Here is a 20,890-nt window from a genome sequence, read left to right as displayed (position 1 = left end):
CCGCGCGCTTGTCTGCTAAGGTATCCGGCTCGCCCGGCACGGACGTCGGCCGGCGCCGGGCAGGTGTCTCACGCGTCCCCCACGACGGACAGCGTCCGGCCGTCGGCGACCGCGGCCTCGAGCGCATAAGGATCCACGCCTTCGAGGCAGCCGATATTGACCCGCCACATACCGGGCGACATGCGCGTGCCGTGGAACGTATAGATCCCGCAGTGCTTGCAGAAATAGTGTCGCGCCACGCGGGTATTGAATTGATAGCAGGTCAGGTCCCCCTCCCCGGCCAGGATCTGGAGGTTCGCTTCCGGGAAAGCCGGCGACATCAGCGCTCCCTTGCGGCGGCACAGGCTGCAATTGCAGCGGGTCGCGGGTTCCAGCGGCGTTCTCACTTCGAAACGCACGGCCCCGCAGTGGCAGGATCCTTGCAAGACGTCTGACGGCATTCGGCGACTCCCGAGCGTTATTCGCGCCGGCGGCGCGATCGATGTCTGCTTTATAGCCCAAGTCGCGAACGCGGTTGTATGAACCGTGTATCCCGCGCCGCGCGCAGATTCACGGTATTGCTGCCCTCACATCGCCCTCACATCGCCCACCCTCACGGGCGCATCACCCCGGGGCCGCCGTCGGCCGGCACAACGTGTCGAACCGCTGCGCGAGCTCGGCGAGCGAGATCGCGCCGAGGCGGGCGATCAGCAGGGCTTCAGCCTCCCGTAGCGCGTCATCCAGCGCGGCGTTCACCGCCCGCTCGACGGCGCATTGAGGGTTATCGCTCTCGACGCCGATGGCGAAGAGATGCGGCCCGCCCACCGCGCGGTAGATGTCGAGCAGCGTCACGGCGCGCAAATCGCAAGCGATCGACCAGCCGCCGCCATGCCCTTTGTCCGAGCGGACATAGCCTGCGTCGCGCAGGCCCGCCATCGTGCGCCGCACCACCACGGCATTGGTGCGCAGCATCCGCGCGAGCTGTTCCGACGTGAACGGTGCGTCATGCCGGGCCATGTGCAGCAGCACGTGCAGCATGCGCGAGAGACGGCTGTCGCTTCGCATTGCCGCCTCAGCCTTGGTTGACCGCGCGGGCGAACCACGCGTGAATCAGGCCGCTCTGGAAACAGCGCACCGGCGCGTCGAAACCACCCGCCTCGATGAGCGCCTCCACCGCCTGCGGCGGCACCACGGCGACCTGATCGCCATAGACGCTCTTCGCGCGCTCGCGCGCCTGGGGCGAGAAGGACATCAGCTCGAACCACAGTGCCAGCAGACGGCTTCCCGCTTCTGATGCCATATCGCAGGCAAGATCGGCGCTCACCAGATGGCCGCCGGGGCGAAGCCGCTGCGCGATATCGCGGAAGAATCCTTGCCGTGCCCGGGGATCCGTCACGAACTGCGACACGAGAATGGAGGTAGCGCCGTCGAACGGCGCCGACGCCGGCAAGGACGAGAGAAAACCCCGGTGAAACGTGCAGCGCGATGCGATGCCATGCGCCTGCGCCTTGTTCCGGAACACGTCGAGCATCGCGCCGGACGGCTCCACGGCCGTGAAGCGCCAGCCGGGATGCCGCTGCGCGAGCGGCACGATCTCCGCGCCGGTGCCCGCGCCCACGCAAAGCACGTTCGCATCGACGGGCAGCGCGGCAAACGCCGCATCCAGCACGAGCTGCAATGCGTCGCGCAGCGCAGCGAGGCCGCGCCACGTCTCGTCATACGTGGCCGCGTGCTGATCGAACATCGCAATCGTGTCCTGCACCGTCGTGTCTCGAACCATAACGCATACCTCCGTCAACATGTAACTTTTGATGTTTCATGATGACACGATCGGCGCCGACTGTGCAAGGCCGCCGCCACAACAGGCGCCGCGGGTACGCGTGCCCCCTATGGAAACTGACAGGCGCGTTAAACATTGCCGTCTGACTGTCGTTAATGCACGCAGCCGCCCGGTATTCCTTACCGGGCATTACCTTCATACGACACGCGCCCGCCCGATGACGTCCATCGACATGCTGACGAACCTGATCCCGCCTGCCGCCGGCAGCGTCGCCGCGAAGACGTCATCGCTCGCAACGGCGCCCCAAAGGGCCACGTCACCGGCGTCGCAAGGGGCGACGCCACCGGCGAGCGTCGTCGCCGGATCGTCTACGGTGGTGACGCTCTCGCAAGCGCCTGCCGTGGCGAACTGGCCGACGTACCGCCAGCCCGTGGTCAACGGCGCCACGCTGTTGTGGCAGCAGGCGCCCTCCGATCCGCTCTCGCTGCTGATGGCGGGCAACGTTTCCACCTCGGCGCTGGGCAATCGGCTCGATCAGCTCGGCGCGCGACTGCTCGAGTCGATCGCAGGCGGCGCCGCTACGTATTCGCAGAGTGTGCTCCGTTCGACTTCGGGCGCTCCGCCTTCGGGCGCAGAGCTCGCAGTGCAGCAGGCGCGCTTGCGCACGGCGGCCGACAACCAGTTTTCGTTGACGATTTCGACAGCCAGCGGCGCTCAGGTCCGCATTCGCCTCGGCAGCAGCGACGATGGACTGTCTGCGCAGTTCGACGTTACCCAAGGCACGCTCACGGACGCCGAGCGCAGCGAACTCGGCAAGCTGGCCGACGCATTCCAGCGTGCCGTAGACGGCTTGGCCAAGCAGCCGCCCGCGATCGATTTGGGTGCGCTGACGAGCTTCGACAGCCGCGTTCTCGCCGCCGTCGATCTGACGGCAACGCTCGGCGCCAACGGCAAGGCGCCACAAGCCCTCTCGTTCCACGCTGATGCAGCGCAGCGTTCGATTCACGTCGACGGGCCGGCGGGCAAGTTCGACCTGGCCGTCGACCTCACGAATCTTCAGGCGATCGGCAGCGCCCCGGCCCAGGCCGCCGCGCGCGACGCCTGGCTCACGCGTTTCGACACGGCGCAGGCGCGCGGCAACGGCGACGCGAGCCTCATGGCGAAGTTCAAAGGGGCATTCACGGCGCTCAACAGCCACTACCCGAGTGCGCCGCCGCTGCCGCGCATTGCGCTGAACGCCGCCGACCGTTCGGTGCTGAGCGGCCTGGCGGACTTCAGCGCGTCGCTCGTGCAGACGCCCACGGCGCCCAATCCACTGCGTCCGAACGAAGCCGACACCTTCTCGTACCGAATCTCGCAGCAGACGAAGATCGACGGCAAGGACACGTTCAATCGCACCGTGCAGCAAGACACCCATGCCACGCTCAGCGCGAGCTACCATCGCTCGTTGTGGGCCGGCGTGCCGCTCGAGCTCACCACCGATCCCAAGTCGCAGAACTACGAATACCTGAAGGTGCAGGACACCGCGCAGCGCCATGTCGACGTCGGCTATCGCGACGGCCTGCTCGCGCATGCCGTGTCCCGACGCTCGGCCAGCCAGTCGACGCAGGTCATGCGCTACGAGATGGCCAGACTCGTCTCCGACGTGACGACGCCTGCGAGCGCATCGCGCTCCGATAACCTGATGGCACTGCTGAGCGCCGTCGCGCGCAATGCCCCGCCCGGCAGCGCCAACGACGGCAACGATGAGGGCGTCGACGACGTGACTCGCAGCGAAATCCGTCGGCGCTCGGCGCTGGAAATCGACCCGGCGCGCCTGAGCGGCGAGGGCAGAACAGCAGGCGCCTGAGACGCCGCGCCTTGCCGGCGGGTCTGTTGCCGCCGCGCAGGCGCATGCGCGGTAACATATCGGGCAAACATTGATGAACCACCCGGGGATTTTTCTGGAGTTCTCAATCGCCCAATGTCGGAGACAACTGACGTAACCGGCGACCGGAGCGTCGCGGCATGTGCCGCGGCGTCCGTCGTCGACACCGATCTGCCCGCCCGCCTCGACCGTCTGCCGTGGGGGCGTTTTCACACACTGATCGTCGTGGCGCTTGGCGTGACGTGGCTGCTCGACGGTCTGGAGGTCACGCTCGCAGGCGCGGTCGCCGGCGCATTGCGCACGAGCCCCGCACTGGCCCTCACGAACGCGCAGGTCGGTCTGGCCGGCAGCGCCTACATCGCCGGGGCCGTGCTCGGCGCCCTCGGCTTTGGCTGGCTCACCGACCGGCTCGGGCGTCGCAAATTGTTCTTCCTCACGCTGCTTCTGTACGTCGCCGCCACCGCGGCGACCGGCCTCTCGTGGAGTTTTGCGAGTTTCGTCGCCTTTCGCTTTCTCACGGGCGCCGGCATCGGCGGCGAGTACACGGCGATCAACTCCACGATTCAGGAATTCACGCCGGCGCGCGTGCGCGGCTGGACGGATCTCGTCATCAACGGCACCTTCTGGGCCGGCGCCGCGCTCGGCGCGGCCGGCTCGCTGGTATTGCTCGCGCCCGGGGTGCTGCCGCCGGACTGGGGCTGGCGCATGTGCTTTTTCATCGGTGCCGCGCTCGGGTTGGGCATTCTGCTGATGCGACTGTGGGTGCCGGAAAGCCCTCGCTGGCTCATCGTCCATGGCCGCGCGCGCGAGGCCGAAGCGATCGTCGCGGGCATCGAGGCGTCGGTGCGAAGGCAGGGCCGTCCGGTGGACGATACGCCTGCCGCGCGCCTTTGCCTGCGCACGCGCGACGCCACGCCGCTGCGCGAGGTGTGGCATACGCTCATGCACACCTACCGGCGCCGTTCGCTCGTCGGGCTCACGCTCATGATCGCGCAGGCGTTCTGCTACAACGCCATCTTCTTTACCTATGCACTGGTGTTGACGGACTTCTATGGCGTACCAGCGGCCAGCGTCGGCTGGTATCTGCTGCCCTTTGCCGCGGGTAACGTGGCCGGGCCCATCGTGCTCGGCCGCGCGTTCGACGTGCTCGGGCGCCGCGTGATGATCGGCACGACCTACGCGCTGTCGGGCGTTCTGCTCGCGGCGAGCGGATGGGCGTTCGCGCACGGTTTGCTGAGCACCGTCACGCAAACGCTCGCATGGTCGGTGATCTTTTTCTTCGCATCGGCGGCTGCGAGCTCGGCGTATCTGACGGTCAGCGAGACGTTTCCCCTCGAAATTCGCGCGCTGGCCATTGCGGTGTTCTACGCCATCGGCACGTTGCTGGGCGGCGTTGCCGGCCCGGCATTGTTCGGGCGGCTGATCGACACGGGCGAGCGCACCGACGTGTTCGCCGGCTACCTGCTCGGCGCGACGCTGATGCTCGTGGCCGCCGTTGTCGCGGCGCGCTGGGGCGTCGCCGCGGAACGACGCTCGCTCGAATCGGTCGCCGCGCCGCTGTCTTCGGCGCGCTCGGAGACGGGCGAGCCGCCGTGACAGCACCGTGACGCCGCCCAGATCAGCGTTGCCGGCCGGAGGCCGCGCTAGCCGCCGCACCGGCGCGCCGGCGGTGCCACACGGCGTGGACGGCCGGCAACGCTGCGTGCAGCCCCACCCGCCCTGTTCGCAAGCCCGCGCATTCGCGCCGCAGTGCGGCCCCCTCCCCCGTCGGCACACGCATTTACAAATCGAATGCGACGCATTTTGATATTTAATTTGTCGATGCCTGGCCCGTTCGCTATCTTGTAAGTCTTTCCCCACCGTTTCATCTCCTACGAGCCCCTGCGGCGCGGCGCACTCAAGACGGAGCGCGGTGCCGGCGGGCCCGGGCAGCACAGAGGCCGTTTCATGACTCACCGCGTTTTCGTGGGCGCCGTCGGCGCCGACGGCAGCCCCCTTCATCTGGCCACCCGCGACGGGCGTTTCACCTACGTCGGCCCCGAGCGGCCAGAGACCGCCGGCGCGCAAGTCGTCGACCTGCAAGGCAAGCTCGTCTTGCCGGGATTCGTCGACGGGCACATTCATCTGGACAAAAGCTTCGTGGGCGACCGCTGGCGCCCGCACCAGACGGCGACGACGCTGCGCGAACGTCTGGCCGCGGAAAAGCGCGAACTGGCCGCTGCGGCGCCGATGGCACAGCGCGCGGACGCGCTCATGCGCCAGACGGTGTCGTTCGGCACGGTGGCGATGCGCTGCCATGTCGACATCGACGCCACCACCGGCCTCACTCACCTGCACGCCGTGATGGCCATGCGTGAGAAATGGCGCGGGCTGCTCGACATCGAGCTCGTGGCGTTCCCGCAAGCGGGCGTGATGACGTGTCCCGGCACCGCCGACGTGCTTGACGCGGCCGTGCGCGAAGGCGTGCAGGTCATTGGCGGCATCGATCCCACCACGCTCGACGGCGATCCGCATGGCCAGCTCGGCGTGATTTTCGGTCTTGCCGAGAAGCACGGCGTCAAGCTCGACATCCACCTGCACGAGCCCGGCGAGATCGGCCTCGCGCAGCTGCATCGCATCGCCGCGCGCACGCAGGCGGCCGGTCTGCAAGGCCGTGTCGCCGTGAGTCACGCCTACGGGCTGGGCGACATCGGTCCGGCCGAACTCGACACCATCGCGCGCGCGCTGGCCGACGCCGGCGTCTCGATCATGACCAACGCGCCCGGCGACCGCGCATTCCCGCCGATCCTGCGACTGCGCGAGGCCGGCGTGCGCGTGTTCACGGGCAACGACAACATTCAGGACAGTTGGTGGCCATACGGCAACGGCGACATGCTGCAGCGCGCGATGCTCGTCGGCTATCGCTCCGGTTTCTACACGGACGACGAGCTGCGCGTCGCGCTCGACATGGCGACCCATGCCGCCGCCGCGGTCATCGGCAAGACGGACTACGGCCTGCGCGCCGGCAACGAGGCAAGCTTCGTGGTATTCGACGCGCCGAACGCCGCCGCCGCGGTCGCCGCGGCCCCGGCCGCACGGGCGGTCATCCGTCACGGACGCTATTGGGGCGGCCCGGCGCAACTCGCGCTCGACGCCGCCCTGCTCGAGGACACAGCAGGGTCCACCCCGACCTGACTGTCATGCACGACGCCGTGCGTCTGCGAGAGACGGCGGCGTCGTTCTCGTTTGCCGCGCCGCGGTCAAACCGTGCGCACCCGCCCCCAGGTGCGGATGGCGGCCAAGGCGCACGGCGGCAGACGATGGGGAGAATAATCAGAACGACTCAGGAGCAATCAGCAATGTCGAAGACAACGTATTACGCGCCGCACGGCGGGCATCCGGGCCAGACCGAACTGCTCACCGACCGCGCCATGTTCACCGAAGCTTACGCCGTCATCCCCAAGGGGGTGATGCGCGACATCGTGACCAGCCATCTGCCGTTCTGGGACAACACGCGCCTGTGGGTGCTCGCGCGCCCGCTGTCGGGCTTTGCGGAGACGTTCTCGCAATACATCATGGAAGTCGGCGCCGGTGGCGGCAGCGACAAGCCCGAGCAGGACGAGAAGGCCGAAGGCGTGCTGTTCGTGGTCGAAGGCGAGATTACCGTGACGATCCAGGGCAAAGCCAACCAGCTGAGTCCTGGCGGCTACGCGTTTATCCCGCCCAGGACGGACTGGCAACTGCGCAACCATAGCCAGGGCATCGCCCGCTTCCACTGGATCCGCAAGCACTACCAGGCCGTGGAAGGCTTGCCGTATCCGGAACCGTTCGTGAAGAACGAGCAGGACGTCGAGCCGATTCCGATGCCCGGCACCGAAGGCCGCTGGGTGACGACGCGCTTCGTCGACATTCAGGACATGCGCCACGACATGCACGTCAACATCGTGACGTTCCAGCCGGGCGGCGTGATCCCGTTCGCCGAGACCCACGTGATGGAACACGGCCTGTACGTGCTCGAAGGAAAGGCCGTCTACCGTCTGAACCAGGACTGGGTGGAGGTCGAAGCCGGCGACTTCATGTGGCTGCGCGCGTTCTGTCCGCAGGCGTGCTACGCCGGCGGTCCGGGCCCGTTCCGCTACCTGCTGTACAAGGACGTCAACCGCCATATGAACCTGACGCTGGGCGCGCAACCGAAGTAAGGGGTCCCGCTCAAGGGGGCCCGCTCAAGGGGTTCCACGCAAGGGGCCCCACTCGAGGGGGCTCCGCTCAAGACGCCCCACTCGCCTGCCCGATCGTCAGACGGCGCAGGCGTTGCCGCGCGCGGGCTTCACGCCGCGCCGCGCGGCCTTCTCGCCAGCATCCCCACCAGCACCCTGGCGAGTGCGCTCACCATCGGATCGGCCGTCGGGCGATGAAAGATCGCCAGCTCGAACGTGTCGATGACCGGCAGCCCCTGCGCCCGACCGAGCACCACGTGTCCCGGCAGCACCGCGCGCGGCGGCACCAGGCTGATCCCCATCCCGTCCGCGACCGCGCCCTGAATGCCGCTCAGGCTGGAACTCGTGAAGCTGATGCGCCAGTTGCGCCCCATCGCCTCGAGCGCATTGATCATGTCCTCGCGATAGAGGCCGCGCGTCGGAAACGTCACGAGCGGCACGGGGTCGAGCCCGAACGACGGATGCGTCGCGCTGTCGATCCACGCAAGCTTCTCCGGGCGACAGGCAACCGCTTCGCGGCTGTTACGGCGTTGCTTGACGAGCACCAGGTCGAGCTCGCCGTGATCGTAACGGCTCATCAGGTCGCGGCTCAGCCCGCTCGTCACTTCGAGCTTGACCTGGGGATATTGCCGGTTGAAGCGCGCAAGCACGTGCGTGGTCGCACCCGTCGCGAAGTCCTCGGGCACCCCCAGGCGCACCGTCACCGCCACGACCGCGCCCGAGAGCGCCTCGCACATCTGATCGTTGAGGGCGAGCATCTGCCGCGCATACCCCAGCAGCAGCTCACCGGCGTCGGTCGGGTGAACTTCCCGGTTGCCGCGCTCGAGCAGCTTGTGGCCCACCATGTCCTCGAGTCGCCGGATCTTCTGGCTGACGGTCGATTGCGTGGAATGAAGGCGCGCTGCCGCCGTGGTGAAGCTGCCGCAGTCGGCCACCGTGACGATCGAGCGCAACAGGTCCAGATCGAACAACGGACGATTCGATTTTGCACTGCCAGCCATGAACGGTATTTGTTTTGTCAATGGATGGCCGAACTTGTATCACGTGCGGCGAACACCCGGCAAGCAGGTGTTGGTGGAAGCGAACTGGCGCCGCCTCGCCGGTGCGGTGCGAGGCCACGCCCTGCCGTCCCGTGCGGCTTGCCGAGTCACACGCCGAGTGCCCGTCCGTCGCTGCGCGGATCGTGCGCCCCGCTCATCTGGCCGTGCGCGCCGATGCGAATCGCGCCGGGATGCCCGGCGAGCTGGCTTTGCGGCGGCAGCGCGCTGATCTCGTGCCCGCGCGCGGCAAGCGCCGCAAATACCGCCTCGCCGGCGTCCTGCTCCAGCTTGAGCGTGTCGCGGCTGTCGGAGAACGTCTTGCCGAGCAGGAAGCGGGGCCGCTCCAGCGCCGTCAGCGGGTCCATGTCGTAGTCGATCAGACGCGTGAGCACGGCGGCGAGCGTCTGCGGCTGACCGTCGGCGCCCTGTGTGCCGTAAAGCAGTTGCGGGCGCCCTTGCTTCAGGTACATGCCGGGGTTGAGCGTATGGAACGGCCGCTTGCCGCCGCGCAATACGTTGGGGCTGGCGGGATCGAGACTGAACGACGCGCCGCGGTTGTGCCACAGCACGCCGGTGTCGCCCAGCACCACGCCGCTGCCCCAGTCGAAATAGACCGTCTGCAGCATGCTCACACAATTGCCTTGTGCATCCGCGGCGCCGATATACACCGTGTCGCCCGGCTTGAACACGTGCGGCCAAGGCATCGCGCGATCCATGCGAATGCTGCGCGCATGAGCGTCGAGCGATGCACTCGACAAGAGCCTGTCGACAGGCACCTCGACGAAATCGGGATCGGCCACGTAGCGGTTGCGATCGATGAAGGCGAGCTTCACCGCTTCGACCAGCACGTGGTAATAGTCCGCACTGCCTTCGGGCATCGCCTTCAGGTCGAAGCGATCGAGAATGCCCATGATTTCGAGCGTGGTCACGCCTTGCGTCGGCGGACGCAGTCCGAGCAGTTCGCCCCCGCGATAAGCCACCCGCAGCGGCACTTCCTCTCGCGCCTGCGCCCGTGCCAGATCGTCGGCGCGCAGCGGCGAGCCGACCTTGCGCAGACCGGCGGCGATGCGCCCGGCCAGATCGCCTTCGTAGAATTCTCGCCCGCCATGCGTGGCAATGCGATCAAGACTACGGGCGAGTGCCGGCTGGAAGAAGCACTCGCCGGCGTTCGGCACACGCCCGCCCGGCATGAAGACGGCCGAGAAGCCGTCCCAGCTTGCCAGCTCGTTCGCACGGAACGTCTGCCAGAAATGCTGTGACGGCGTGACCGGGAAGCCGTTGGCCGCATATTCGGTGGCGCGCGCGAACAGCGAGGACCAGGCCTGCTCGCCGCCCCACTTGTCACGGCTGATGCCGAACGCCTTGTCCCAGATGGCGACGGTCGCCGCCGTGGTAAGCGCCGCCCCAGGCCCGCGCACGGGGATCGAGCCCGAATAGGCGGGCACGTTGGCGGCCGCTTGGCCGATGCCGGAGAGCGTGCTGACGTTGCCATCACGGTCGCTGATGACCATGAACGCGTCGCCGCCTAGCCCCGTGAAATGCGGATACGTCACGCTGAGCACGGCGCCGATCGCGATGGCAGCCTCGATGGCGTTGCCGCCCGCGCGCAGAACTTCCAGCCCAGCCTCACTGGCCAGTTCGTGCGGACTCGTGACCATGCCACGCGTCGATTGCGCCAGGCGAGGTCCCGGCGGCACGCTCACGCTCGCTCGCGCGCTCGAGGCGACGGCGGCCGATGCGGCCGATGCCGCCGCGGCTTGCGCCGCCGATACCGGCAACACGGCGCTGCCCGCCAGCGCGGCGGTGCTCATCAAGAAGTTGCGTCGCGCGGTGTTGGCGGCTTCGCCGCCCAGCATCGGTTGTGTCGTCATCGGCCCGGTCAGTCCATTGGCCGTGTTTTGTTCGAACGTCATGCCGTCTCCCTCGGTGTCATCAAGCGGCGAAGCGAGCCCGACACTGGCTGACGCTTCGCCTGTCCTTCGTCAAATCGTTGCGCGGCCATACGCAGGGTTGCGTCTCACACCTGGGCCTTCCAGCCCTTCCAGTTGCGCTGATGCGTGACTTCCGGCGCCGAATAGCGCTCCTTCACCCATGCGTAAGCCGGTCCGAGCGCGTTCATGGCGACGGCCGCGCCGAGCGCGGCGAGCGGGTCCTGTGCGACCGGTCCGAAGCCGCCGAAGAGCGTGGCGAAATACGTGGCGAAGCCAAAGAACATGCCCGGAATGAAGTTCAGCCCCGGAAGGACGCGGGCGAGCGCCATCATCGTGCCGTTGCCCGCGAACAGGATCACCATTTCGGCCACGAGCATCGCGTTGCCGGAAAATTGCGTGGCGGCCTGCCTGAAGCCGAGCACGATGAGAAAGGCAAAGCACGACCCGACCGGCAGCGTCGCCCAGATGCGCTTGAGGTTCTGCGGTGTGGGTCCACCCATGGCGAACGTGGCCGCCCAACTGATGAAGATGGCCCACGGCGGCAGGTGCAGTGGCAGCATCGCGATGGGAATGGTGGTCACGGCAAGCAGTGAGGCGACGACTTCCGCGGGCAGCTTCTTCATGATTGTCTCCTTGAGTTTTATGGGGATTTCATTGCGCACAACAACATGAATGGCGGTGAATCTGGCAGTGGTGCTGCGTCACGACCGTGATACGGCCGCGTTTGATCACCCACAGGCGGGGCGGGATGTCGAGCAGCGCGTCGGCCACCCGGAACGTGTCGAGGATCACCAGATCGGCCTGCTTGCCCACGGCAATGCCGTAGTCGTGCGACAGCCCGATGGCGCGCGCCGCGTTGTGCGTGCCCATGTCGAGAATCGCCTGCTGGTGCTCGGGCACGCCGAACTGCGCCACATGGGCGAGCAGGTTGCCGATCTGCAGCATGTCGGCCTTGCCGAACGGGGTGAAGGCGTTGCGCACGTTGTTCGAGGAGTACGCAACGTTCACGCCGGCGGTATGCAGCGCCTTGACGGGCGTGAGGCCGCGGCGCTGATTCTGCGTGTCCTTGCGTCCGCCCAGATAGAGATCGGTCGCGGGCAGTGTCACGATGCTGATGCCCGCGAGGCGAATCTGCTCGATCACGGGCCCGAGCGCATCGCTGTCGAGCGCACCCAGGCTCGTCACATGTCCCAGCGACACCCGGCCCTGGTAGCCGGTGTCGATGGTCTTCTGCGCAATGTACGAAATGGCGGCGAAGCGCTGATCGCTCGTGTCGTCGGCAAAGTCCGCATGCATGTCGACCGGCGCGTCGAAGCGCTGCGCCAGTTCGAACACGATGTCGATGTGCCGCTTCGTATCCTCCCAGTTCAGCTCGTTGTACGGGCAGCCGCCGACCACGTCGGCCCCCATGCGCAGCGCCTCGATCATCAGCTCATAGGTGCCTTTCGACTTGAGAATGCCTTCCTGCGGGAACGCCACGATCTGCAGGTCGAGCAGGCTCTCATATTCGTCCTTGAGCGCGAGCAGCGTCTGCACACCGATCAGGCCCTGGATCAGATCGACGTCCGGGTGAGCACGCACGGCGACGGTGCCGTTTTTCACGGCCATGTCGAGCACCTGCCGAGAACGGTCGAGCACGTCTTCGCGCTCCTGCTTGCTCTTGAGAATGCCGGTCACGCGGATTGCCTCGTCGAGTGTGCCGAAGCGCGCCGGCAAGCGGCGGTGCAATAGCGCCTTGTCGAGATGCAGATGTGCCTCGACAAGGCCCGGAATGGCGGCGCGGCCCTGCGCGTCGATATGCGCGTCGGCGCTCGCGTCGATACCGGGTTCGATCGCGACGATGCGCCCGCCCTTGATCGCAATATCGACGAGTGGCGCGTCATCGCGCACGCACACGTTGTTGATCAGCAGGTCCACATGCATGGTGCGGTCTCCTTACGTCACACGGTTGTTGTTCGGTGCTGGCGAATGCCGGCGGGGTGGCAATGAACTCGCGCCCCGTCAGGCCGGGGCCTGAGACGAAGATTAGGGGGCCGGCCGCGCGCGGGGCATCGGGATTTGCTGGTTTTTGCCTAGGAATTTCCTTAGACGCAGCGCAGCAATGGCGGGGCGCGGAACCCGCTTCGCGCGCAACGGTGCGACGGCACGGGCGGGCGGAAGGCAGGCGAGCGAGCCGCGCGGTTGGCGAGCTGGCTGGCGGGGTAGCTGGCAGGGTCGCCGGCGGGGTAGCTGGCGGTTACGGACGAGGTAGCGGACGAGGTAGCGGGCGGGATGGCCGGCGCGGCAGCGCGGGCGTCAGGCCTCGGTGCCTGCCACGATCAGGCCGTGTTCGATGGCGTAGTGCACTAGACCCGCGGTAGACGGAATGTCCATCTTGGCAAGGATATTAGCCTTGTGGGTGCTGACCGTCTTTGCCGAGAGCGACAGACAACGCGCGATGTCGTTGATGCCGCTGCCCTCGACGAGCATCTGGAAGATCTGGAATTCGCGTGCGGTAAGGCGGGTGTGCGGGAGCGCCTCGGCCGGCTGCTGCAGCTGACGCACCAGCTTTTCCGCCACCAGCGGCGACACGACAGTCCCGCCTCGCGCCACGCGGCGGATAGCGCTCATCAGTTGCTCCGACTCGGCGTTCTTGGTGAGATAGCCCGCCGCGCCGGCGCGAATCGCCTGCACTGCGTATTGCGACTCGCGATACATGCTCAGCACCAGAATCGGCAGCGACGGATAGCTCGCCTTGATCTGTGCGATGAGCGCGATGCCGCTCTTGCCCGGCATCGACATGTCGAGCAGGAGCACGTCCACGGTGCTCAGCCGCAACCGGTTGAGGACGTCGGCGCCGTCCACGGCCTCCGACGCCACGCACATGTCGGGCGCCGTCGAAATGATCTTTTTCAGGCCGTCGCGAATGATCGCATGGTCGTCCGCAATCATCACGCGCATGACGTCCTCCCTTCGTTCGGCCCTGCGCTTCCGACCTCGCTGCCCTCGCTCGCGATCGGGCTCGCGCCATGGCGCGTGGGAATGCGCACCGTGACGCAAGTGCCGCGCCCCGGCGCGCTTTCGATGTCGAGCACGCCGCCGAGCATCAGCGCGCGCTCGCGCATGCCCATGAGACCCAGACGCTGCCCATGGCCGGCGCGCGCGGCGTCCATGCCGCGCCCGTCGTCGGTGATGCTCACATGGCAGTGCCCGTCGCGCACCGCCAGTGCGACATCGACGCGCGACGGCCTGCCGTGGCGGCTGGCGTTGGTCAGCGATTCCTGCACGATACGGAAGATCGCCGTGCTGCAATCGCTGTCGAGGCACGCGGTGACGTCCTCGGACATCGCGAGCTCGCACGGCAGGCCATGGCGTTGCGCAAACGACTCCGTGAGCCACTCCAGCGCGGCGTGCAGGCCAAGTTCGTCGAGCACCGCCGGACGCAGGTCGGCTGCGATGCGGTGCACGGCGTCGATGGTCTCGTCGACGAGTTCCTTGAGCATGTGGAGGTGCGCGGCCCGGTCGGCCGCCGGCGCGTCAGGCTGAGTTTCCAGGTAATTCAGGCCGAGGCGCAGACCGCTGAGCCATTGACCGAGTTCGTCGTGCAACTCACGCGACAGGCGTGTGCGCTCCGCTTCGCGCACCGTCTGCAGATAGGCGGAGAGTTGCCGCAGTTGAGCGCGCGAATCGAGCAATGCCATCTCGGAGCGCTTGCGGTCGGTGATATCACGCGAAATGCCGACCGTGCCGACAATGCGGCCGTGTTCGTCGCGCACCGGCATCTTGACGGTGTCGAACCAGCGCGGCGCACCATCGGCGCCGGTGCGGCTCTCCTCGTAGCGGCGCCGTACACCGCTTGCCACGACCGCGCGATCGGTCGCAACGTACACGCGCCCCCACTCCGACGACCAGACACGATCCGGCGTGCTGCCGATGATCTCGGCCTCGGTGCGGCCACAGGCGGCCATGAACGCTTCGTTGACGAGGATGTAGCGGGACTCGGTGTCCTTGAGCCACGCCTGGTCGGGAATGTTGTTCAGAATCGCCCGGTGCAGTTCGCCATGCGTCTCCACTGCGTCTCCTCGCGTTTCCTCGCCGGCCGCCGTGCGGCGGCCGTCTCATCAATGAAATGACGCGGCGCGGTCGATGGCGCCACCGCAAGACGCACGAACAGAGCTACCGCCAGGTCTTACGCACGCCACAAATGCCACGCCGGTCCGCGATCAATATAGCCAGACGTGCACTCGCGCGCGCCTCTAGTTTTCCCGTATATCAGTTCTTCGCGCCGTTTCATGAATTTTTCTTATGGCAGCATGGCTGCGCCCTCGCCTCACCCGTCGGTGCTTGGGTCGCTTGGGCCGCTCGGTCGCTTGAGCGGGATTGACCGGCATGTTGCGGCGCGCCGCCGGCCGGCGCGCCCGGCTCGCTCAAGGCGCGTAGCCGCGGAACAGCCCGCACAGGCGGAACACTTCTTCCGTGTAGGGAATGTTCTTTACCTTGCAATAGCGGCTCGCGAGCTTCATCAATTCCTTGATGTCGCGCCCGCTGGCGTTCGGATAACGATTGGCGAGCGTTTCGATGAGTGCGTCGTCGAGATACGCGCCGACCTGCTCGCCCTGCATGCGCCACAACCGGCGTGCATCCGCCGGCGAGGGCGTCTCGTAATGGATCGTCGCAATGCAGCGCGAGAGAATGGCGTCGTCCACGTCGCCGATGCGGTTCGTCGTCATGAACAGCAAGCCATGGAAGTACTCCAGCGAGCGCAGGAACTCCGCGACGATGGCATTGTGCTCCAGATCGTTGTCACGCCGCCGGATGTAGACGTCCGCCTCGTCGAGCAGCAGAATCGCGTTCCAGCGCATTGCCCGACGCAGGATGGTCATGAGCGTGGCGCCGACCGACGCGGCCGTCGTGCCCAATTGCCCGGAATGCACCCGATACAGCGGCTTGCCCACCACTTCCGAATAGATTTCCGCAGTGAGCGTCTTGCCGAGCCCCGGCGCCCCCTGACACAGGATCGTCGCCCCGCCCGACTTGCCCGGCACGAAGTCCGGCACCATCACTTCCATATTCGACGTGAGGATGTCGATCAGATCGTGATGGTGAGCGGGCAGCACCAGCTTGTCGCGCAATTGGGGCTGGTACTCGTACTCGGTGAGGTTCTGCACGTGGACCCAGAGATTGCGATGCCAGTCCAGATGGAACACGTGTACATAGCAGTGCAGCGGCACCGTCTCGAATGCCTTGCCGATATCGGCCTTTCGCCAGAAATCGGCGTCGCAGGCCATCTCGAAGTTGCGCTCCAGGCGCTCCTCGTCGTTCACGCACCTGGCCGCCACGCCGTCCTCCACGCGAACGAGCTCGGTTGCGCCCTTCGGGTCGACGGAGAATGCCGCGCGACGAATCACGAACTGGGCGCCGAAGGCCCGCTGCACGCGCAGGAACCGCTTCGCATGCTGCTCGTACTCGTGCTTGAACTCCGCGCACTCCTTGTAGAAACCGAACTCGGCGAGCAGTTCGGGAATCGTGCGATTGGCGATGTCGTCGCGCGTGAAGACGAGCGAGGTGGTCATGCCCGAGCGGCGCAGGCGATGCTCGGGCAGATTGGAATTGGCCGATTGCATCGTGTTCGCGAGCATGTCCATCACGACATACGGCGAGCCCTGCTCCGGTTCCACGTAGCGCAGGCGACGCACCAGCCACGGCAGCAACGCGCCGTCCCGATGGCGCTGGTACAGCCAGCCGTCGATGACGTCGCGCGCGAGATACGCCACGAGCCCGGGCACGAGCTTGTCGAGCCCCGGAATCACGCGCGCCTGCGGGGCGTTGTAGACGTTGTCGAGCGCCAGCATCTGGAACATCAGCGCGCGCTCGTTCTGTGTCTTGCTCAGCACGTACAGTGTGTTGAGCGACTTGGCGTCGAACCACTCGCTCGACACCATCATGTTGCCCCGGCACACGCCATAAGCCGTTAGCTGTTTGCCCAGCGGCGAATCGCTGCCGATCAGTTGCAACAGCGGATGAATCAGCGACTCAGGAATTTCGAAATCCATATGCGGCACTCCCCGTAAAGCGTGTGGCCATAGGTCTTGCTGCCGCTGCGGCAGCAGCGTCAGGCGAGGAAAAAATCGATGGCGCGCGCGACGACGCCGGGCTCGATGACATGCAAACCATCGAACTCGACGTACTCGACATCGTATCCCGCCGCTTTGAGCTTGCCGGCGTTCTGGCGTCCGCTCGTGGCAATGGGCAACTGCTCGTCGATCAGGCCATGCGCGATGAAAATGCGCGGCGTGCCCTCCTGCAGGAAGATCGACATGAAACCGCCCGAGAAGGCGATCACGTGGCTCGCGATGTCGCCGTTGGTCACGCCGATGGACAACGCATAGCTCGCGCCATCGGAAAAGCCGGCGAACGCGACACGTCGGGTGTCGATCCGGTATTGCCCGGCCACCTTGCCGAGCGCCAGCCGGAGACGTTCGAGATCGGGCCCGTTGCCGCCGATCACGATATCCCACGTGGGAAAGGTCGAATGCGGCGCGAGGACGAGAAACTTGTGGCGATCGGCGTGCGGCTCGATGAACGGCAGCACCTTCTCCGGGAAGCCGCCCGCGCCGTGAAACATCACGAACAACGGGACCGGCCGGTCCTGCGGGATGTCGGCCGGAACGTAGAGCACGGCGTCGCGCGCTTCGCTCAGGCCCAACGCGTGCCGGCCCGGGGGCAATGCGCGGCTCGAGCCGGGAGCCGCGTCAACCGCGGAGGGAGGATCGAGCGACGGGTCGACGCTGGCGAGGACGGAATCGCGAAGCGGCGCAGACGCCGGGGCAAGAACGTCCGGGGGCATCCGTCCGAACAAGGCGGGATCGAACATGGCGCGGTGAGTGTCTCATAGTCGTTGATGTTATTGATATATTGTATATCACGAGTCTCTTCGCTGACACTCTCGGTTTCCGGCCGCACCGCCTGATTCGGCCATATAGGCGCTCAATCCGGCCACGCGCGCCGAACGCGGCCTTGCATCGCGGATGCGCGCAGCGTCGATCAGCCCGCTCGCGCGCCGCCGAGCAGCCGCGAAATGCGACGCGCCGCATCGGTGAGCGCCGCCACCGTCTGCGGATTCGGATGCGCCGGCAGGTAGTGAATCGAGCCGACGATGGCCAGCGTGCCGAAAAGCGAACCGTCGTCCTGCACGATAGGCGCAGCAAGTGCGTTCACGCCGAGAAATACTTCCTCCGGGGCGTCGGCCCAGCCGCGCTCGCGCACCAGCGCAAGCTCGTGCGACAAGCGCATGGGATCGGTAATGGTATGCGGCGTGCAAGCGTCGAGCGGCGCGGCGAGCACCGCCTCGCGGCGCTCGGGCGCGCCGAACGCCAGCGCGATCTTGCCCTGCGCCACGCTATGCAATTTGAACTGCGTGCCCGGGTGCAACAGGATCTCGAGCGGGCTGCGCCCGCGCATCACGTCCAGCACGACCACGTCGGTCTCGGTAAACGAACTGATGACGATGGTCTGTCCCACGGCGTCGCGCAACTCCTCCATCACCGGGCGCGCGAGTCCGACGACGTCGAACTGCTTGACCAGCTTCTGCCCGAGCAGGAAAAGCCGCCAGCCGATGCGGTATCGGCTCGTGCGCGGATTCTGCACGACGTAGCCCTCCTGTCGCAGCGCCGTGAGGTGCCGGTGCACGCGCGCCTTGGGCACTCCGAGCGCGTCGGCCAGGTGCGTGACGCCGCACTCGGCATTGCGCTCGGCCAGCAACTCCAGAATGCGCAGTGAAATAACCGAAGTCGACGACGTGTTGAGCGCTTCGGCGCCCGCGGCGTCCGCCGCCGAATCGTGATGTGCCGCCGCCGGGCCCGCGCCGCGGGCGACGTCGTTCGGGATGTCCTTCGTTCGTTTCACTGAGTGTCCTTTGTCACTGTCGCGCCATGCGACTACTGCGCGTCGAGCGAGATGAAACGCTCGCCGAACACGTGATAGCGCTGCGGCTTGTTCTTGTCGCCATCCTCGGGGCGCACGTAGCGAATCGAGCTGCGATTGCGGCACGCGCGCGGCAGGATGAAGCAGCGGATGAATGTCGTGTCGCGCGCCTCGGTCGTGGGAGCGAGCACCGGCGCGTGTCCGAGCTCGAGCCACGCCTGCCCGGGGCCGTGCGTATGCGAGGTGCCCAGCGTCTCGATCGTGATCTCGCCTTCGAGCGTGCAACGCACGCCCGGGCCCTGATGCACGTGCAGATGCGCCACGCCGCCGGGGGGGAATTGTACCTTGTCGCATCGCATGAGCCAGCGTTGGCGCGGGTCCAGCTCGATCGGCGCGGCCAGCTTGAGCGTCGACGACGCCCCGGGCGCCGACGTGATTTCGCCCGGCGTGGGCGCCTCGCCGGCCATCAACTCCCAGCGCCACAGCGTGGCCCCCTCGCTGCCCGCGAGCAACGCCAGATCGTCTTCCCCCAGCCAGGCGCTTTGCGCCGGGTGATGTTGCGCGCCCGTTTCGAACTCAATGGCGACGTCGCCGCGCACCACATAAATCGCGCGGCGCGCCGCGGGCAAATAGACCGGCGCGTGGTTTGGCGCAATGACATCCTCGTACAAACGCAATTGGAACGGCTTCACTTCTCGATCTCCTGTGACCTACGGTTGCCCGACCATCGAGACAACCTTGATACACAGTATCGATTATCGATACACAAAGCACCATTTATGGTTTACCACGACACCTAATTGCGAAACGTCCTGTTACCATGCAAACGAAATCATTCCCAATCGTATCGATAATCGATACACAAGGTGTGACATTAGGATGAGTTCCATGAAGGAGACAAGAATGGACACTGGCACGACCGCGCTGAAGGCGGCGGGCGCGGCACGTCGACCGTGGTATCGCGGGGCGTCGCTGGCGCAATGGCGGGCATTTGGTTCGGCCTATATCGGCTGGATGCTGGACATCATGGATCTGATGCTGTTCGCGATGGTGATTCGCTACATCAGCGCCGATCTGCATTTCGACAAGGGCGTGGCCGGCGTCATCGCCTCGCTCACCCTGTTGGCCACCGCGTTCGGCGGCCTGTTCTTCGGGTTTCTCGCCGATCGTATCGGACGCACCCGCTCGATGATTCTCTCGATCCTGTGCTATTCCATCGGCACCGCACTGTGCGGTTTCGCCGATTCGGTGACGCAGCTCCTCGTGTTCCGCTTTCTGCTGGGCCTTGGCATTGGCGGCGAGTGGTCGGCCGGCGCGGCGCTCATTACCGAGACGTGGCCTGCCGAACATCGCGCGAAGGTCATGGCATGGGTGCAGAGCGCCTTCGCCATGGGTTACGCGGTGGCGGCCATCGTCGCGGCGGTGATCCTGCCGTACTTCGGTTGGCGCTGGGTGTTCGCGTTCGGCCTGTTGCCGACGGTGCTCGCGTTCTGGGTACGCCGCCACGTGGAGGAGCCGGCCATCTGGCGCGAGCAACGTGTGCGCCTCACGCTCGGTCAGACGCTCGCCACGCTGTTCGGCCCCTACGCGCGCAGTACGATCGTCGGCCTGGCGTTCACGGCGGCTGCCATGTGCGGCTACTGGGGGCTCTTCACATGGATTCCGGCGTATCTCGCCACACCGGTCGACCAGGGCGGCCCGGGCTTCGACCTGCTGCGCTCGACGACATGGATCGTGATCATGCAGATCGGCGCGGCGGCAGGCTTCGTGTGCTTCGGCTACATCGCCGATCGCATCGGCTGCCGCAAGTCCTTCCTGCTTTTCTTCATCGTGTCGGCCGTGACGGTGCCGCTCTACGTCGCGATTCGCGAGCCGATGCTGCTACTCGTTTTCGGCCCGGTGGTGGCGTTCTTCGGCACGGGCTTTTACAGCGGCTTCGCACCGACCTTCGCCGAGATGTTTCCGACGCAGGTTCGCGCCACGGCGCAAGGCTTCATCTACAACACGGGACGTGCGGCCAGTGCCCTCGCGCCCGCGGCTGTTGGACTGCTCTCGCGCGGCGAGAACGTGAGCGCGGCGCTCGGGGCGACTGCCGGATTCTTCCTGCTCGCGGCGATCATCGTGTACTTCTTCCTGCCCGAGCGGCATGGCGAAGCGCTCGCGTGACCTTGACGCTTACACCCCCTCTTACGCCC

General features: G+C 66.5%; 18 protein-coding genes. 5 read left to right on the top strand and 13 right to left on the bottom strand.

Annotated features, from left to right (window positions below; genetic code table 11):
* Window positions 1–68: 68 nt before the first annotated feature.
* The 3 genes from PNO31109_RS04110 to PNO31109_RS04100 form a co-directional block, all read right to left on the bottom strand.
* A complete protein-coding gene (locus tag PNO31109_RS04110) occupies window positions 69–440 on the bottom strand; it encodes a GFA family protein (RefSeq protein WP_150554371.1) in 372 nt (123 codons plus the stop codon).
* A gap of 163 nt (window positions 441–603) precedes the next feature.
* Window positions 604–1,044, bottom strand: a complete 441-nt coding sequence (locus PNO31109_RS04105) for an Rrf2 family transcriptional regulator (protein WP_150554370.1) — start codon at window positions 1,042–1,044, stop codon at window positions 604–606.
* 7 nt (window positions 1,045–1,051) lie between these two features.
* Window positions 1,052–1,759, bottom strand: coding sequence for a class I SAM-dependent methyltransferase (locus PNO31109_RS04100; RefSeq protein ID WP_150554369.1), 708 nt, complete (start codon window positions 1,757–1,759; stop codon window positions 1,052–1,054).
* A 217-nt stretch (window positions 1,760–1,976) separates the two neighbouring features.
* Between PNO31109_RS04100 and PNO31109_RS04095 the strand changes: the two genes are divergently transcribed.
* The 4 genes from PNO31109_RS04095 to PNO31109_RS04080 all read left to right on the top strand — a co-directional run bounded on the left by PNO31109_RS04095 (window position 1,977) and on the right by PNO31109_RS04080 (window position 7,804).
* Complete coding sequence (locus PNO31109_RS04095; protein WP_150554368.1) at window positions 1,977–3,608, top strand: hypothetical protein; 1,632 nt, start codon at window positions 1,977–1,979, stop codon at window positions 3,606–3,608.
* Between the two features lie 114 nt (window positions 3,609–3,722).
* Window positions 3,723–5,222, top strand: coding sequence for an MFS transporter (locus PNO31109_RS04090; RefSeq protein ID WP_150554367.1), 1,500 nt, complete (start codon window positions 3,723–3,725; stop codon window positions 5,220–5,222).
* 351 nt (window positions 5,223–5,573) lie between these two features.
* A complete protein-coding gene (locus PNO31109_RS04085; RefSeq protein WP_150554366.1) occupies window positions 5,574–6,800 on the top strand; it encodes an amidohydrolase family protein in 1,227 nt (408 codons plus the stop codon).
* Window positions 6,801–6,964: 164 nt separating this feature from the next.
* Window positions 6,965–7,804 carry a bifunctional allantoicase/(S)-ureidoglycine aminohydrolase gene (locus PNO31109_RS04080; RefSeq protein ID WP_150554365.1) on the top strand — a complete coding sequence of 280 codons (840 nt, stop codon included), beginning with the start codon at window positions 6,965–6,967 and terminating at the stop codon, window positions 7,802–7,804.
* A 128-nt stretch (window positions 7,805–7,932) separates the two neighbouring features.
* Here PNO31109_RS04080 and PNO31109_RS04075 read toward each other — a convergent pair whose 3' ends face one another.
* The 10 genes from PNO31109_RS04075 to PNO31109_RS21835 form a co-directional block, all read right to left on the bottom strand.
* Window positions 7,933–8,823 (bottom strand): LysR substrate-binding domain-containing protein, encoded by an 891-nt coding sequence (locus PNO31109_RS04075; protein ID WP_150554364.1) that lies wholly within the window; start codon window positions 8,821–8,823, stop codon window positions 7,933–7,935.
* A gap of 146 nt (window positions 8,824–8,969) precedes the next feature.
* The gene (locus tag PNO31109_RS04070; RefSeq protein WP_370749791.1) at window positions 8,970–10,520 is read right to left on the bottom strand and encodes a gamma-glutamyltransferase family protein; all 1,551 of its coding nucleotides are present in this window, start codon (window positions 10,518–10,520) and stop codon (window positions 8,970–8,972) included.
* A 359-nt stretch (window positions 10,521–10,879) separates the two neighbouring features.
* Window positions 10,880–11,416, bottom strand: coding sequence for a DUF1097 domain-containing protein (locus PNO31109_RS04065; protein WP_150554363.1), 537 nt, complete (start codon window positions 11,414–11,416; stop codon window positions 10,880–10,882).
* Between the two features lie 28 nt (window positions 11,417–11,444).
* Window positions 11,445–12,716 carry an amidohydrolase family protein gene (locus PNO31109_RS04060; RefSeq protein WP_150554362.1) on the bottom strand — a complete coding sequence of 424 codons (1,272 nt, stop codon included), beginning with the start codon at window positions 12,714–12,716 and terminating at the stop codon, window positions 11,445–11,447.
* A 372-nt stretch (window positions 12,717–13,088) separates the two neighbouring features.
* Window positions 13,089–13,733, bottom strand: coding sequence for a response regulator (locus PNO31109_RS04055; protein ID WP_150554361.1), 645 nt, complete (start codon window positions 13,731–13,733; stop codon window positions 13,089–13,091).
* On the bottom strand, window positions 13,724–14,845 hold the full coding sequence (locus tag PNO31109_RS04050; RefSeq protein ID WP_150554360.1) for a PAS domain-containing sensor histidine kinase: 1,122 nt from the start codon (window positions 14,843–14,845) through the stop codon (window positions 13,724–13,726). Before PNO31109_RS04050 ends, PNO31109_RS04055 begins: the two co-directional genes overlap by 10 nt.
* A 354-nt stretch (window positions 14,846–15,199) precedes the next feature.
* A complete protein-coding gene (locus tag PNO31109_RS04045; RefSeq protein ID WP_150554359.1) occupies window positions 15,200–16,825 on the bottom strand; it encodes an AAA family ATPase in 1,626 nt (541 codons plus the stop codon).
* A 59-nt stretch (window positions 16,826–16,884) separates the two neighbouring features.
* On the bottom strand, window positions 16,885–17,646 hold the full coding sequence (locus tag PNO31109_RS04040; RefSeq protein ID WP_241013846.1) for an alpha/beta hydrolase: 762 nt from the start codon (window positions 17,644–17,646) through the stop codon (window positions 16,885–16,887).
* A gap of 170 nt (window positions 17,647–17,816) precedes the next feature.
* Complete coding sequence (locus tag PNO31109_RS04035; RefSeq protein ID WP_174966266.1) at window positions 17,817–18,677, bottom strand: IclR family transcriptional regulator; 861 nt, start codon at window positions 18,675–18,677, stop codon at window positions 17,817–17,819.
* A gap of 32 nt (window positions 18,678–18,709) precedes the next feature.
* The gene (locus PNO31109_RS21835) at window positions 18,710–19,387 is read right to left on the bottom strand and encodes a cupin domain-containing protein (protein ID WP_174966265.1); all 678 of its coding nucleotides are present in this window, start codon (window positions 19,385–19,387) and stop codon (window positions 18,710–18,712) included.
* A 211-nt stretch (window positions 19,388–19,598) separates the two neighbouring features.
* Here PNO31109_RS21835 and PNO31109_RS04030 point away from each other — a divergent pair, with 211 nt between their 5' ends.
* A complete protein-coding gene (locus tag PNO31109_RS04030) occupies window positions 19,599–20,861 on the top strand; it encodes an MFS transporter (protein ID WP_150554357.1) in 1,263 nt (420 codons plus the stop codon).
* The last annotated feature ends 29 nt before the right edge of the window (window positions 20,862–20,890 follow it).

This window comes from Pandoraea nosoerga (assembly GCF_902459585.1).
GTDB classification, from domain to species: domain Bacteria; phylum Pseudomonadota; class Gammaproteobacteria; order Burkholderiales; family Burkholderiaceae; genus Pandoraea; species Pandoraea nosoerga.
Note: the sequence above shows the minus strand (reverse complement) of the source record. Positions and strands in the feature narration are given on the sequence as shown.

Coding starts and splice junctions, on each gene's coding strand:
- PNO31109_RS04110 (WP_150554371.1), bottom strand. CDS start 440: ATGCCGTCAGACGTCTTGCAAGGATCCTGCCACTGCGGGGCCGTGCGT.
- PNO31109_RS04105 (WP_150554370.1), bottom strand. CDS start 1,044: ATGCGAAGCGACAGCCGTCTCTCGCGCATGCTGCACGTGCTGCTGCAC.
- PNO31109_RS04100 (WP_150554369.1), bottom strand. CDS start 1,759: ATGGTTCGAGACACGACGGTGCAGGACACGATTGCGATGTTCGATCAG.
- PNO31109_RS04095 (WP_150554368.1), top strand. CDS start 1,977: ATGACGTCCATCGACATGCTGACGAACCTGATCCCGCCTGCCGCCGGC.
- PNO31109_RS04090 (WP_150554367.1), top strand. CDS start 3,723: ATGTCGGAGACAACTGACGTAACCGGCGACCGGAGCGTCGCGGCATGT.
- PNO31109_RS04085 (WP_150554366.1), top strand. CDS start 5,574: ATGACTCACCGCGTTTTCGTGGGCGCCGTCGGCGCCGACGGCAGCCCC.
- PNO31109_RS04080 (WP_150554365.1), top strand. CDS start 6,965: ATGTCGAAGACAACGTATTACGCGCCGCACGGCGGGCATCCGGGCCAG.
- PNO31109_RS04075 (WP_150554364.1), bottom strand. CDS start 8,823: ATGGCTGGCAGTGCAAAATCGAATCGTCCGTTGTTCGATCTGGACCTG.
- PNO31109_RS04070 (WP_370749791.1), bottom strand. CDS start 10,520: ATGGTCACGAGTCCGCACGAACTGGCCAGTGAGGCTGGGCTGGAAGTT.
- PNO31109_RS04065 (WP_150554363.1), bottom strand. CDS start 11,416: ATGAAGAAGCTGCCCGCGGAAGTCGTCGCCTCACTGCTTGCCGTGACC.
- PNO31109_RS04060 (WP_150554362.1), bottom strand. CDS start 12,716: ATGCATGTGGACCTGCTGATCAACAACGTGTGCGTGCGCGATGACGCG.
- PNO31109_RS04055 (WP_150554361.1), bottom strand. CDS start 13,733: ATGCGCGTGATGATTGCGGACGACCATGCGATCATTCGCGACGGCCTG.
- PNO31109_RS04045 (WP_150554359.1), bottom strand. CDS start 16,825: ATGGATTTCGAAATTCCTGAGTCGCTGATTCATCCGCTGTTGCAACTG.
- PNO31109_RS04040 (WP_241013846.1), bottom strand. CDS start 17,646: ATGTTCGATCCCGCCTTGTTCGGACGGATGCCCCCGGACGTTCTTGCC.
- PNO31109_RS04030 (WP_150554357.1), top strand. CDS start 19,599: ATGGACACTGGCACGACCGCGCTGAAGGCGGCGGGCGCGGCACGTCGA.